This window comes from Paenibacillus jepli, from assembly GCF_047238105.1.
Lineage (GTDB): Bacteria > Bacillota > Bacilli > Paenibacillales > Paenibacillaceae > Paenibacillus_D.
Genome location: NZ_JBDFMD010000001.1, coordinates 1627494 through 1641433 on the forward strand (window position 1 = coordinate 1627494; position 13940 = coordinate 1641433).

11 protein-coding genes are annotated in these 13940 nt (G+C 37.8%); 5 read left to right on the top strand and 6 right to left on the bottom strand.

Annotation, left to right across the window (positions count from 1 at the left end):
• Window positions 1-51: 51 nt before the first annotated feature.
• The 6 genes from ABC336_RS07280 to ABC336_RS07305 all read right to left on the bottom strand — a co-directional run bounded on the left by ABC336_RS07280 (window position 52) and on the right by ABC336_RS07305 (window position 9273).
• Complete coding sequence (locus ABC336_RS07280) at window positions 52-801, bottom strand: YfgM family protein (protein WP_413238048.1); 750 nt, start codon at window positions 799-801, stop codon at window positions 52-54.
• Between the two features lie 2 nt (window positions 802-803).
• Window positions 804-2732, bottom strand: coding sequence for a UvrD-helicase domain-containing protein (locus tag ABC336_RS07285; RefSeq protein ID WP_413238049.1), 1929 nt, complete (start codon window positions 2730-2732; stop codon window positions 804-806).
• A 4-nt stretch (window positions 2733-2736) separates the two neighbouring features.
• Window positions 2737-4749 carry an ATP-dependent nuclease gene (locus ABC336_RS07290; RefSeq protein WP_413238050.1) on the bottom strand — a complete coding sequence of 671 codons (2013 nt, stop codon included), beginning with the start codon at window positions 4747-4749 and terminating at the stop codon, window positions 2737-2739.
• Between the two features lie 113 nt (window positions 4750-4862).
• Window positions 4863-6542, bottom strand: coding sequence for a hypothetical protein (locus ABC336_RS07295; RefSeq protein ID WP_413238051.1), 1680 nt, complete (start codon window positions 6540-6542; stop codon window positions 4863-4865).
• Window positions 6542-8620, bottom strand: a complete 2079-nt coding sequence (locus ABC336_RS07300) for a hypothetical protein (RefSeq protein ID WP_413238052.1) — start codon at window positions 8618-8620, stop codon at window positions 6542-6544. Before ABC336_RS07300 ends, ABC336_RS07295 begins: the two co-directional genes overlap by 1 nt.
• On the bottom strand, window positions 8617-9273 hold the full coding sequence (locus tag ABC336_RS07305) for a hypothetical protein (RefSeq protein WP_413238053.1): 657 nt from the start codon (window positions 9271-9273) through the stop codon (window positions 8617-8619). Before ABC336_RS07305 ends, ABC336_RS07300 begins: the two co-directional genes overlap by 4 nt.
• Window positions 9274-9435: 162 nt before the next feature.
• Between ABC336_RS07305 and ABC336_RS07310 the strand changes: the two genes are divergently transcribed.
• From ABC336_RS07310 to ABC336_RS07330, 5 genes are all read left to right on the top strand, one after another.
• The gene (locus tag ABC336_RS07310) at window positions 9436-10425 is read left to right on the top strand and encodes a DUF3991 domain-containing protein (RefSeq protein ID WP_413238054.1); all 990 of its coding nucleotides are present in this window, start codon (window positions 9436-9438) and stop codon (window positions 10423-10425) included.
• Window positions 10426-10634: 209 nt separating this feature from the next.
• A complete protein-coding gene (locus ABC336_RS07315; RefSeq protein ID WP_413238055.1) occupies window positions 10635-11117 on the top strand; it encodes a hypothetical protein in 483 nt (160 codons plus the stop codon).
• Window positions 11098-12333 (top strand): MobP3 family relaxase, encoded by a 1236-nt coding sequence (gene mobP3, locus ABC336_RS07320; RefSeq protein WP_413238056.1) that lies wholly within the window; start codon window positions 11098-11100, stop codon window positions 12331-12333. Before ABC336_RS07315 ends, mobP3 begins: the two co-directional genes overlap by 20 nt.
• 232 nt (window positions 12334-12565) lie before the next feature.
• Window positions 12566-13081, top strand: coding sequence for a hypothetical protein (locus tag ABC336_RS07325; RefSeq protein ID WP_413238057.1), 516 nt, complete (start codon window positions 12566-12568; stop codon window positions 13079-13081).
• A 151-nt stretch (window positions 13082-13232) separates the two neighbouring features.
• Entirely contained in the window at window positions 13233-13937 is a 705-nt protein-coding gene (locus ABC336_RS07330; RefSeq protein ID WP_413238058.1) for a hypothetical protein, read from the top strand.
• Window positions 13938-13940: the final 3 nt, after the last annotated feature.

The window sequence follows — 13940 nt, forward strand, 5'->3', positions numbered from 1 at the left end:
GTTATTTCCCCAATTTTCTACACTAGAAAGGGGATTTAAGGCACTGCTCAATTATCTAGTAAAAATTCTTTTTATTTTTTTCTTCAAGTTCTTCGAAATTCTGCTTTCTCTTCTATTTTTCTTTATCAGCATTTCTTTAAACATCATCATTATCCCAAAAAACATTATTGCCAAAAGAACTAATAAGAGTGCATAAGTGATGTTCCACCATTTGGGCACCCATTCAAGAGGAACAATTAAATGAGCAATTGTAAAATAAAGAATAACCGCACTTATCCAAAATACAAATACTGACAAGTGATAAACAATTCTAAATATGCTAGATAGTACAACAAAGAAGGGATTGTTAAATGTATCACTGATAAATTGCTTGTGATCCTCATAAATAGTATCATGAGCATTCCAGTATTCATCTTCAATCATAGGAAACAGTCCATTTATTTTATCTAAAAGCTCACGTTCATTGACTCTGCTCTCCTCTTCTTTATATTTAATGTAGACTTTCCTAAGTTTATGAAAGTAGTCCAATATAAACGATGAGGCTATTAATCGAATTTTTGATTCTTTACCCGAATATTCCTGAATGAAAGTATCAATCATCTTTAATTTCTCATTTTTATCTTCAGTCGCTACAATAAGGGACAATTGTTCAAACATTGGGGAATAAATCTCGTTGTAGCTTGTGTTCAGCTCCTTTAGAAATGCTTCTCTTTTTTTTGATCGATGATTGAATTGATAACCTATATACGCAGTCACCAATGCAACAATAATAACCGATAGATCAACACCCCAAATTTTCATTTTTAGCCCCTTGCTTCTGTAATATTTCTAACTTCAACATTTGCATTCTGTAATATCTGATATAGAGATGAAATATTATTACTAAATTGAGGTCTCACCTGAAGATTTCCATAATGTAAGATTTCTCTGGATTCACTGAAAGTGAAAAAGCATTGCTTCTTAGCTCTCGACAATGCAACAAAAAATGCACACATATCTGCAGTTCTCTGTGTTCGGAAACTCCAAAATGCATCGTCTTCTAGTCCTAGAAATATGACAGTATCATATTCCAATCCTTTACTCTTATGAATTGTCATTATGGGTATACTAAACAATCCCAAGAAATCAGAAATAGCTTTACTCCAGTCTAAATATTTCAAATAAGCAGTTGTAAGTTTTTCAATTGTTTCATCAACTAATTGACTGAAAAACACCCCGCTAGCATACTTTGGATATAATCGAAAGAGTTTTTCCGTCTCAATAAAGGAAAAAATTCCGTTAACAACCTTTTCAATCTTTTGTTTACAACTATTTTCATCATTTATCGCTTGAATAAATTCACGTTTAATTTGGAGGATATGTTCATCAAGTTTCGATTCCATTTTTAATATTTTTGTATGATCCTGATCAGGATCATAACCTTGTACAAAAGACAAAACTTCTGAAACCCGTACCCATGAATCATGTGTTTTTTCTGTTGTAGCTAGTTTAAGAAAATCAACAATTAGCTGTACACATTCTTCTGATAGTAAATCTTGGTATTCTTTTTCAATTCGAGCTTGAACACCTTGTTTTCCTAACTCCACAATTATATTTCGGGCATAAATATGTTCATGTTGCTTTACAAGTATACAAATATCGCGTGGAGTCACATTTTCTTGCTGTATTCTTTTTGCTACACTCGAAGCTACAAAAAAAGCCTCATCTAAATGGGTTTGAAAATTCCAAACCTCACATACTCCCTCTAAATCATTATGTTTGCTAGAAACTGTGACATCCGCAGTATTTTCATTGATAATCTTAGCCATAACATTTTGAATTTCTATTAATCTAGGAGCAGACCTATGATTATGTGTTAACTCAATTTGACTTGCATTAAAATCATGGTTGAACTGTTGAAATGAATCGGAAAGTGCGCCAGCCCATCCCATAATTCTCTGTTTATCATCCCCTACACTTGTCAATATTGCAGAAGATTCTAAGAATATTGTTTTTACCAATTCATATTGTAAGTAAGTTGTATCTTGAAATTCATCCAAAAAAACGTGACTATATGTCACCTGAAGCGCCTTCTTGATTAATGGGTTCTGGTTAAGCAAATAATCAGCAAGTTTTGAAATCATAGGGAACGTCAATGAGCCCGGAAACCCATTCCTACCATGAATCATAACATCCCAAAGCCTTATCAAAATCCAGGTATAGATATCATCTCCATCATCATAAATTGGAAGAACATCCTCCGTTAAGCGCCTATACAAGAGATTAAAGTTAATCTCATGCTGCCAATTAGGATGATTAGGATGGCGTTCAATGATATAACCAGTAGCTATTTCTCGAATGTCCCTATTATTAGTTACAATCTTATAGTGTTTTACTGGACGATAAGCATCTGGTAAGCCTAATCTAAAACGATCTAATAATTGTTTAGAAAACGAATCAAATGTCCTTGATTCGAACCTTGCAGCCAGTTCTTTTCCACACCGCAATTCTACCCTTTTCTTCAAGTTTTCCGCCGCGTCTTTCTTAAAACTAATAGCCAAGATTTTTTGTGGGTTTGGGCATAAATTTGTTTGTAATAAAAAGCACGCACGTTGAGCTAACAGCTCAGTTTTTCCCGCTCCTGGCCCTGCTAAAATAAGATTATTTAGCTCCGATTTAACTGCTATCTCTGCTGCTGGTTCCAATGTAATTCCTTCCGATGGACGCCAGCTTTCTGATTTTATATATGTCATGATCTTAATCTTCCTTTTGCAGTATTTCTTTTACTCTCGTAACTAACCTACAAAAAATATCAGGAATGAACATTATCAGATCATCATCGTCCAATTTTATCAGAGCTTCAATGTGTGTGCTCGGTTTGCTTCGTCCAAGAAATAGCGTATTGTACCAAACCATAAGTTCATGTTGTTCTTCTGTATATGTGTAACCTGTTGCCTTCTCATTCTTTAATGTCGCAATAATACCACCTTTAATTTTTTCTGCATATTTATCTGGATGCTGAGTACGATCAGGAATGCTGGGCCCTCTAGGTACTGTTTCCTTATAGGCATAAGGAAATGTTTCGAGCATAAGAAAATCTAAGTCTAGAGGTGCTGAATAGAAGACATTATATTTATCTTCCATCAGTCTTTGAAGCCATAATTTATTCATCGAAGTTTCTACCCAATCAGGAGTCATTGGATATTCATCCATTTCTTCTATTTGGGCATCTGAAAGAAATTCTTCTCTTTGTCCATACCGAACTTTTAATAATTCTTCACGGTTTCGGCCATTAAGCAATAACTGTTTAATTGCATACTTAATCCTACTCCAACCACCACCGCCACGTTCACGATCCAAATCCAATAAAGTAATATGAGGAATGCTCAACTCATTAAGTAGCTTCCACATATGATTAACATGTCTTCCCCCTAATGGCACAATTGCTATTCCGTAATCATCAGGGTGTATTCCATTAGCTGCGAGTACTTTGGGAATTACGATCTCTTCTGAATCTCCCTCGCCCAAAATTACCAATCTTGAAAAATAAATTTCTGGGAATGCTCTCACTGCTTCCTTGATGTATGTGTAGGCATCCGATGTTTTACTAGGCAAAATTATCTTCTTGACTATTGTTGTGAAACTCGTCTGATCAATTCTCAAGTGAGTAAGATTTTCTGGATCGACTCGTTTTATAATCGAAGCGCTATGTGAAGTTAGAATAACTTGAGCATTTGACTTATCCGCAATATTCTTTAGATTCTCCATCACTCGTCCCAGAAGATGAGGAGAGATATGATTTTCCGGTTCTTCCACTGCGAGAATAGTAAGAGAAGCATTTGATTTCCCAGTAATTTTTATCTCGGCTTCAAGTAAGGATGATACCAAAGAAAGATAAAACAGTGATCGAAGACCATCCCCAAGTTTCTCTACACTATATTCGCCTAGATCATGTGTTGGAGAAAAAGACACTTCAATTTTTTTAAGAATAGAAGCCAGTGTAGAACTGCTAAATTGTAATTTTGCATCTTGATAACGAGCATCCTTGTGATATTTTTTCCATTCCTCTCCGATGACACTTCTTATTTGCGAAACCCCATCAATGCCGTCAAATAATTCATTGACAGGTTCCATTTTTACTTTAATGGAGTCATTTATATCATCTGGCCAAGAAATATTATTCAAAATCCTCCAAAGTATTGTGCCCGATGCATTTCTTAGTTGTGCAGATGGCTCTCTTACTGCAGGAACATATATTACTTGTATTGTTGAACGTTGATGCGGAGTGACCGGGATTAGATCCTCTTCAGTTTCGTCAATACCTTCAGCTACGGTAACAAAATATAACCTCTGCTCAATTTCTCCTTCGGGAGTATTATCAGAAGTCCACTTTGCAATTAATCTTACACGTAAATAAGGTGCTTCAATAGGAGCACGAACAACGAGTTGATTGATAAATGGAGGAATACTAACTCGGCTCAAAGTCTCTCGATCTGTCTCCATTAATTCTGGAAAGTCAATCCGAGCTTCAATTGAAAGTTGAAGTTCTTTTATGGTTTCCACTTTGGCTTGTTTAGGGATATGAAAATCCGACTTTTCTAATGTTCGTTCGTTCGAAGTTACGCCAAAAAGTTTAACTAAACCATGTATCAAGGCAGTCTTGCCTGCAGAGTTTTCTCCAACGAAACCAGAAAGCTTATTCAATGATATTGTTGTCCCTTCATTGCCAAAACTTCTGAAGTTCTTCAAATTGAGCTTTGAAATTTGCATAAATGCCCCTCCCATTACGCTCCCATATGAGCAATTATAAAGTAGATATTTTGTTTAGAAGTTATATAGTTAAACTAAACATAGCGCACAGACATATTGGCAATATCTGTACGCTATACTTCGTAAATCACTACACATAGATGATATAAGCCGGTAATTTTTCCATCTCTATTGTGTCTTGTCAATGCGATCCTTACACCTGAATAATCAAACTCGTTATCTATATTGTAATCAATACTCTCTAATTTATAGGGGTATTCATGTTGAGCAATATGCTCTTTGTACTTCCCCCAGAATGCCCTAAAGTCCTTTACTACCACATAGCTAATAAGAAAGTTATAAGGAAGTCCCGTTGTATCATATTTAAAAATTTTATTTATATGAAGATTCAAATAGCTAGAATTTAGAGACGATAAATTAAGTGCCTCAATGACTGAATAAGGAAAGTTGTTTTCCTCAATTAGAATATCAACCTCACCTGCAGATTTTCCTGTATTCGATACCCCCCATCTTGTTTGGTCTTTGGTTGAGAACCCTACTGCCTCCAAAATGTTTTTTATAAATCCATTTCGATCATCTTCCGATGCAGTTCGATATATATGATTTCCTTGTAATTTCACACAAGCGAGGACCAACGAATTTAGCAATGAATTGTAAGTATGACGTTTAGTAATCTTTAAAAAGTTCCATATTGCGGCACTTTTATTAGCCCCATGTAAACCAACAAATAAAGCCTCTATATCCGCCTCATCAACCATAGGATAAAATTCTTTTATGTTACTTAAGCTTGTGCTTTCTTCAGAGATTGAATCTTTAATAATAATGCTTTTCAAGTAACTTAAAAACTCCTTCTCTGCGGTAGAAATATTGTTATCATTTAATAATACATCGATTTTTGAGAGAGTAGCCTTATAATTATACTTAAAGATAGGTTCCACAACATTCACAATAATATTTTCACTCGTTTTTCTTACTAACTTTTCATAAAACGGATTCGCTTTATATTCGATGTTTTTCAGTTCATAAAATTGAACACATAAATTATTAAATTCACTTCTATAATCTATCCAGTATTCTGGATTACTTTGTTTTAACATGTGCAACTTCGAGATACTTCTACTAATCCCTATAAAAACTGCACTCAAACTTTCATCAATTGAAAACAATCTAGTTTCCCATATCAATGACATAATACGTCTGTATATTTCATCAGTGGCTCTTGACTTAAAAGATAAACTATCGATCAGATATCCACAGATAGTTTTAAAAATTTCCGCATCAATTCTATTTTCTTCGTTCGCTACTGCTGTTTCAAATAATGCCTTTGCTTCAGAAATTCTATGCTTGTAATCTTCTTTTGAAAGTGAATCGTTAGCTTCAAATATAGTAATTAGTCCTAATTGGTAGTTTGCTTCTGACATAATCTCATAGCTATCGTCTTTCAATTTTTCTGTAAGCACACTTTTTATATCTTCTGCTTCGTTTTGGTAAAAAATAGCTAGATACTTAAGTCTCAAACATTCAATGCTAGCTTCCTGTACTTCCTCCCATTCATCTAACAATAATCCAATTATCCGCCTTGGTTTTACCTTCTCCCTATAAACCATCATAAGCAACTCTTGTAACGATCGTCTTTTACAATATATTTTTTCACTTGTCTCCATAATAACTTTCTTTGTAAAGTTAATAATATCTTTCTCACTTAATGAATCGGATTCAACTGCAAAAGTCTCGTCCCAAAATCGTATCTTATGTTTCAGTTCCCAGTTAAAATATTCTGTGTATATTTCCATTAGAACACATAATCTCCCTTATGGTAGACAGTTTGATTCTTTAAGATGTTTTCTAACTCGCGTGTAGCAGTTCCAATAATGATCTGCAAATTTCCGCCGTGTCTATCATGGATATTTATGAGGACATCCTTTAGACCTTCCAAATATTTGGAATCTCCTTCTTCTTTATTAGGACTGTCAATAATGAGAAATCTTGTGTGACGTCCGAAATTTTTCTCGATGTCCATCTGTATAAGACCTAGATAAAAAGCAAGCTTTACTCTCAATTGCTCTCCTTCCGCAATATCATCGAACTTCACAGCTATGCCATTTTGAATATACGTTACACTAAATTTATTATCGATTTTAATATCTGTAATTGATTCAAGTCCAAATTCATGAATTTCTCTCAACATTAAACCTGCCAAAGTTTCTAAAATATTTTTACTTTTTTCATATCTATTTTTATCTAAAAAATCAACCACCGTATTTAGAACGTTTAATTCCTCTTCCATTTTTTCTATTACCAACTGATTGCTTTTAGTATCACTAGCGATGTCCCTCCTGTAGAGCAGCACTGCCCTCTCAGCTATTAACCTTTTTTCTTCTTCTGACATATCATTATTGTTTTGTCGAATCAAATTAATATCATTGATAATATTAGCAAGCTCAGTATCCATCTCTTCTTCATTTTTTTCATGTAACACTAGATGATTGTTTATCTCTCCTAATGCTCGATTCGTCTCTTCTAAATCATATTTTATTCCCTGTTTCTTCACTTTAATTAGAGCTTTCTCTTCTTCTAATTTCTCTATTAATTCCTTAATTTCATCAATCTTTAGGACATAAACTTGCCTGTTATCATCGTTATTATTTACATGCTCGTGGCATAAAGGGCAAGCTCCATCAATGTTAGCATGATGATTATGTACCTCGTGATTACAACTCGGGCAATACTTGATATCTAGATTAGAAAAAAAATGTCCAATTTCTATATATTCTAGCAAGTCGTTTAGGAGCCGATTGTTCTTTAATATCTCCTTATGAATTCTTCTTTCCTCGTGGTCATACTCCTCCAGATTTCTCATTATTTCTGCCTGTTTTTTAATTATTTTTTGAGATTCCTGATTCGCCTTTAATGTTTCTGTATTCGTATTATTCATTCTATTTATAACTCGGTTATATTCCTTTTGAAGTCGAGAGAGTTCTTGCATTGGAAAACCATCGGAGATTTGTTCTAATTTCCTTTGAATTTGCCCCAACATAAGATCAATTTCATCTTTTTTAATTCTTCCATCATTATCCTTATGGTTCTCGAATTCCTTATGTTTGCTTATCTCAAACTGCAACATATCACTTTTGACACTAAGATGATTTATCCAATTAGTATATTCAAACCCTAATAGCATTTGAAAAACCTTTTGATCCTGTCCTCCATAAAAAGATACGCTATCTTTTGATTCCAAATAAATAGACTTATAATATGTTTTCCAGCTTGCACCCGCTTCTAGAAGATCATTGCTATCTTTTGCAGGTGACTTTTGTGTCCACTTTAAGGAGTAATAAGAAAATTGATTGAAGAAAAACTTTTGAATTTCTTCACTATATTGTTTGTTACTGTTCGCTTCAAATATTATGGGTACACCCTCAGATTTCTCGCACGAGAACTTCTCCCATGAAACGTTGAATAGTGTACCTTTAAATCTTTTCTCCAAAGATATTGCCGTTGTATAGTCTCTATTACTTATTTTAAAACCCACAGTAATATTCTTTATCCAAGGTTTTACATCAGCTTTAATACTGTTAACGTCCCCAACTAATGCTGCCTTCAGAACTTTAAAGACTGTAGATTTTCCCCTCAAATTATCTGCGATAATGATGTTTATACCTTCTTCAAATTCCTTTTTAAAATCTATATTGTCACCATTTTTCTTTTGACCATTAAATTCTAGATAACTTACAATCAATCTTTTCCCTGTTGAAACTGGCATATCTTCGTAAACAGAATCAAACCCAATAAGGGATTTTGCTTGACTGATATCTAAATGCTTATATCCTTCAATTTTTTTACTAATTACTCTCTCTAATTCTTTATTCATAGATTCTCACCAAACTCCTCAAAAAATTGATTTTTCACAAGTTCTTGAATATCACTAATGTGTTCTCTATAAGAAGTATTTCTATACTCATCGATTTGATATTGTAAAGCTTTTAAACTTGAGCCAGAATAATCACCAAAATACCTTTTAATTAACTCACATCTCTTAACATACCAATTTAAAACTTCAAGACTTTTGAGATTTTCAATCATTTTCTCATCAGCTTCTTTTGTAACATAATAACTTTTTTTAATTACTCTTAAACTTATATCACGTTCACTCGTATATTCAATAAAACCACAAGAAATCAAAAATGCAATAACTTGATCTATGTCTTCGTAGGCGCCAAAAAAGAATTTCTCCATTTCTAATCTGCGTACTTCCGGTTCGTTTTCGACGAAAATCTTTTTTATCACGTCTCTAATTTCTGTTTTATCCACTATTCCTAACTTGAGTAGTTCCAACAATTCATATGCGAGATAATCTGGGTTTCTTAAAAGAAAATCTATTTTTTGAATTTTCACTTCAGAATGCAACACTTTACAACAGTTTTGACGCCTTGAATCTTGATAATCTTCTCCAAAGAAATATATTATAAAAAAAATCCTGATACGATCCTTATATAACCTAATTTTGTTATAGTCTATATCCATTTAACCTATCTCCCAATTCATTTTTTTATATCATGATTAGCACCCGTTATCATATGACTATTGACCTACGGAAAAATAGTTCTTTATATATACGAGATTCGACATCTTCCTTCTTTTCCCTCCTTAAATGAATAATCTATATTGCTACGGGATGTGATTTAAATGAAAGCCTCTTACTACTTATCAAAAGATAAAATAACTATAGCCAACAACATCAACTTGATTGACCTCGCCAAATACCATGGCTATATTCTCGAAAATGGAGGTCGACGCGCACTCCACGCGAAACAAAGTGGCGGCCTCTACTTTTTTCGAGATAGCAATAAATATTATCATTTCTCGACAGACACATATGGTGGTCCCATTGATTTTGTCATACGATTCATGCAATTGAATTTTAAAGAAGCCGTTTCGTACTTGTTGGATGCAGATTTGCCACAACATCAATCATCCCTTGCCCATTCCCAGCCTTCCGGCAAATTAACTCTGCCAGACAGGGCCTCTAACTATAAACGAGTAGTATGGTACCTTCATCGAATTCGTGGTATTGAACCCGATATTATTTTTTCTCTTATTCGAGAAAAGAAACTATATCAACAAGATAAAACATACAATTGCGTCTTTGTTGGTTACGATCAGGCTGGAACAGCCAAATACTGCTCGCTCCGAGGAAGCAATCCAAAGTATCCGTTCAAACAGGATCGGACATTTTCAGATAAAAGCTATCCCTTCCATATCACTGGAAGTAGTCAATCTGCTTATGTATTTGAAAGCCCTACCGATGCAATGAGTCACGCAAGCCTAACAAAGCTATCAAATCAAGATTGGAAGCAAGATCATCGAATCTCATTAGGTTGCTTATCAGACAAAGCTCTGGAACGTTTTCTCACTTACCAAAATATCAAACAAATCATTTTCTGCTTAGATAATGACCATAACGCCACATTTCAAAATGGCAGCCCTGCCCCCAATTGGGGACAAGAGGCTGCCTTTAAATTTGTCCAAAAATATGCTGAGCTCGGCTATGCAACGTCGATTCAAACACCTACTCAGAAAGACTTCAATGAAGATCTCCTTTCCTTCAGACAGAGCAAACATAAACACCAAACAAAACAGTTCATCACAGAGGAGGACTATGATTATGAGCCTTAATCTTTTTTCTCATCAGATATCTTTTCAGATTTCCCACTCTCCAAGAGGCCCGCCTTTAGGGACTCTTAGGAGTGGTGTAAAGGCAGGAATAGCAAAATGTCATTTTGCGAGAAAACAGCGTGAAAGCAGAGCTTTCACCGACATTTTTTAGTAGTTCCCCCCGACAATCGAATGTCGCTATACAACTGTCTTAGAGGAAGGAGATGCCATTGGCCAGAAGAGAAAAAACCGAACAAATCACCGTCAAGCTGCCCAAATCACAGTACGATTCGCTCAAGAAATACGCGGCTTCCAAGCATCTCAGCATGGCAGACGTAGTACGCGCCTTCATCCAAAAAGGGATGTCCATCGAAGCCTATACCCAGGAGATCGACTTCATTACCACTATCATCCGCCAAGAAATTGGCGTTGCCATTAATGGCCTCAGTAACCGACTAGCCGGACTTGCCAGCAAAGACCTCATCATGTCCGCCGCGGCGTACTATTCCACGATTGCGATTATTGCCGACCTCATTGATACGCATCGTTACACCACCTTTCGAGAAATCGAACGGAAAGCTCGTCAATTGGCTGTCGAGTACACCAAGATGAAACTGAACGATGCCGAAAAGCTGTTTCTTTCCGGCGATGCCTTCGATCAAAATCTGGAACGACTGCGGGGAGGAGATACCGATGTCGGCGCTGATTTATAAACAGCGCTTTTTTCATCCGAATCATCCGAAAACGGCTGTTAACAACTATGTGCACATCGGGTATATCGCCACCCGTCCCGGTGCGGTTAAACATCCAAACAAGAGCCACGGGCTGTTTGGAAAAATGAAGCCCGGGACGCTCAAAGCCTTTGATTCTTGGCAAGAAGTCGCCCGGATGGCCCGACAAATCTCCCGGGAAGGCAAAAATATGTACCGCAGTGTCATTTCATTTCAAACCGAAACCGCGCTTGAACTCGGCTTAACGGATTTCACCGATTGGCAACATTATATCGAACAGCATATCGCCACCCTCTCCACCCAAAACCAGATCAAGATTGAAAACTTATGGTGGGCCGCTGCCTTCCATAATGAGCGCGACCATCCGCATCTCCACGTCGTGTTTTGGGACAAGTCGCAAACCATCACGAAAAACTTCACCCATCCTGAAATCCCCAATCGTATTCGCAAGCAGCTCATCAAAGACACTTTCGCTTATAAAATCAAGGAATTTAGTGCACTGCGAGACGAGGCCAAATCCGGCATCACAAAAGAAACCGACCGCATTGTTGACGATTTTGAAGCTTACCTGAAACAGTTGAATCCCAAAGCGTTCCGAGCTATCCAGCGTCGCTTTGAACACGAAAACGAAGACTCCCTGCTTCGTTTCCCAAAGCACCATCTCATCGAATCGTCTTCCGTTAAACACTTGGCGAGCCGGCTGTTTGAACTGCGCCGCCACCTTCCTCCAACGGGGAGGCTAGCTTATCAATTGCTGCCGCAGGAAACCAAAATGCATATCGACGAGCTGGTACAGGAACTACTGCGTGACAATCGATATCTGGCAGAACTGGTCAACGATTACGTGCAGGCCAAGCTGGAGCTAGCCCGTCTCTATACGTCCGACCCAGATCGTTTGGAGAAACAACGCGGCAACTACCAAGCAGAGGCTGAAAAGCGGATGGCAAACCGTATCCTTTCCACACTACGCACCATGATCAAAATGGAGAAGGAATCGGCTGCTGCCTTGCGGCAAGCAGATCGCCATCTAGCCTTGGCGGAACAGCTATTGTTGGAACTGCTGACCATGATGGAGAGTCTTGCGATGCGTACCCAAATGGATGTCGATGACAAAATCAGCGTAATGGGCGGGGAGCTATCCAAGCAAGCGAAGAAAGAATGGTTGCTCCGGCACAAAGACCGTGGCATGGAAAGATAGTTCGTTCTCTTTTATTTGTGGAAAAACATGTAGACAACATGTGTATAAGCAAAAAAATCTGTGGATTAAAGCGAAAGGAGCCATTCAATGTTATTTACGGAAGGAAAACTTCGTCCCTTTGAACAACTCATGCGCCAGCCCCCAAACCGTTCGGCTTCAACCGAAAAACAAAAGAAACCGTCTCAGCCCTTATCGAAACCACGTCCGAAGGGGACAAAAAAGGATAAAGTCGATGGAAATCACTGATCGGTTGCTGGAAGTGCTTCGTTACCAGTTGAGAAAAGAAGGGCTATCCGTCAAACAACCTAACCCCGATGAAGCGCTGATTATCTCGAAAGACGAAAAGCCGCTTGCCTATGTGCAAGATGACGGCTTCGTGTTATATCCAGCCGGGGGCTATCAGGCATCTTCCAAACGCATTGCCCCTCTGGTCAGTCAAGTATGGGAGATGGAGCGTGCTTTCCAAGAAGCTCCGTATATGACCATCGATTCGGTCAGCGAGTATCGCAAACTACTTGACTACAACGGGTATGTCCTGGCAGCCCGCTACGATGGAGACGGGCAGTTTACCTTTGTGAACTGGCAGGTTCGCTTGGACATTACTTTCACAAAAATACCTATTCTGAAGCCAAGGAAGATTTTCTGTTTCGCAGCGGGCTTGCCGAGGACGTTACGTCTTTTCGTCCCGATGAATTGTCGGTTATTCGGGAAGCACTCCTTTTTCGGGGTATTCAAGACGCAGAATTAAGTTCCGAAGACCGGGAGGATCTGGATAGGGTGCTGCACCGGATTGACGCACTTCTACTCCCTATTGACAAACTTTTGCTGGAAGCCGAGACGGAAGCGGATCGAGAACGCTAATGACCGCTTTACAGACTGTCTAAAAGGTGGGAAGCCCGATGAAAAGCAAAAGCGAGTTTTATAAAGCCTTTTTTGCCGCACTTACTCAACAAGGCATCGAAGTGCGCCGCTCGGCGTCCGCCGATTATTTGGCTGATCTTTATATGAAGGACCAGCTCGTCGCCTTTTATACCCGCATGGACAGCATCGAAAAGAATCCTTTTGTCACCGTTCCCGATCGGTTGATGAGCGGCATTCAAGACTTGGCCCGAAAAACGGCGTTGCAGCTTGGCATCTGCACCGATAAACCGTATACGGACAATGATACCAAGATCGCCAACGGCGTTTATAAGCTATGTGAGTATGGCGATGTTGTGCTGGCTTGCAAGCATCATCCGCTGTTCGAGTACGTATTCTCCACTTACCGCTTATCCCCGGACAATGGCACACCGGTTCAGCGGCAATATTTCTACAACAAGGATGAGGCGCTGGAGAACTTTGCTTGCCGCAGTGGATTGGTAGATGAACGAAAATTGTTCAATGAAGCTGAATTGCTGCTTATTCACGATGAAATGGTCAAATTTCTCATCACGCCCAATGACAAAACAGTCGAGCAGTTTGAGCAGGTGCAGATCCTGATCGATAAACTGGAAGACCTGCTGCCTGCGTTAAAAGATCGGGAAATTCATCTGGACTACGAACAAGAATTTTCTCACGATTATGACGGCAATCCGGAAGCATTGGAGGTTGCCGAAGAACGTTAAAGG

Coding starts and splice junctions, on each gene's coding strand:
- ABC336_RS07285 (WP_413238049.1), bottom strand. CDS start 2,732: ATGACATATATAAAATCAGAAAGCTGGCGTCCATCGGAAGGAATTACA.
- ABC336_RS07280 (WP_413238048.1), bottom strand. CDS start 801: ATGAAAATTTGGGGTGTTGATCTATCGGTTATTATTGTTGCATTGGTG.
- ABC336_RS07300 (WP_413238052.1), bottom strand. CDS start 8,620: ATGAATAAAGAATTAGAGAGAGTAATTAGTAAAAAAATTGAAGGATAT.
- ABC336_RS07325 (WP_413238057.1), top strand. CDS start 12,566: ATGGAAATCACTGATCGGTTGCTGGAAGTGCTTCGTTACCAGTTGAGA.
- ABC336_RS07305 (WP_413238053.1), bottom strand. CDS start 9,273: ATGGATATAGACTATAACAAAATTAGGTTATATAAGGATCGTATCAGG.
- ABC336_RS07310 (WP_413238054.1), top strand. CDS start 9,436: ATGAAAGCCTCTTACTACTTATCAAAAGATAAAATAACTATAGCCAAC.
- ABC336_RS07330 (WP_413238058.1), top strand. CDS start 13,233: ATGAAAAGCAAAAGCGAGTTTTATAAAGCCTTTTTTGCCGCACTTACT.
- ABC336_RS07290 (WP_413238050.1), bottom strand. CDS start 4,749: ATGCAAATTTCAAAGCTCAATTTGAAGAACTTCAGAAGTTTTGGCAAT.
- ABC336_RS07295 (WP_413238051.1), bottom strand. CDS start 6,542: ATGGAAATATACACAGAATATTTTAACTGGGAACTGAAACATAAGATA.
- mobP3 (WP_413238056.1), top strand. CDS start 11,098: ATGTCGGCGCTGATTTATAAACAGCGCTTTTTTCATCCGAATCATCCG.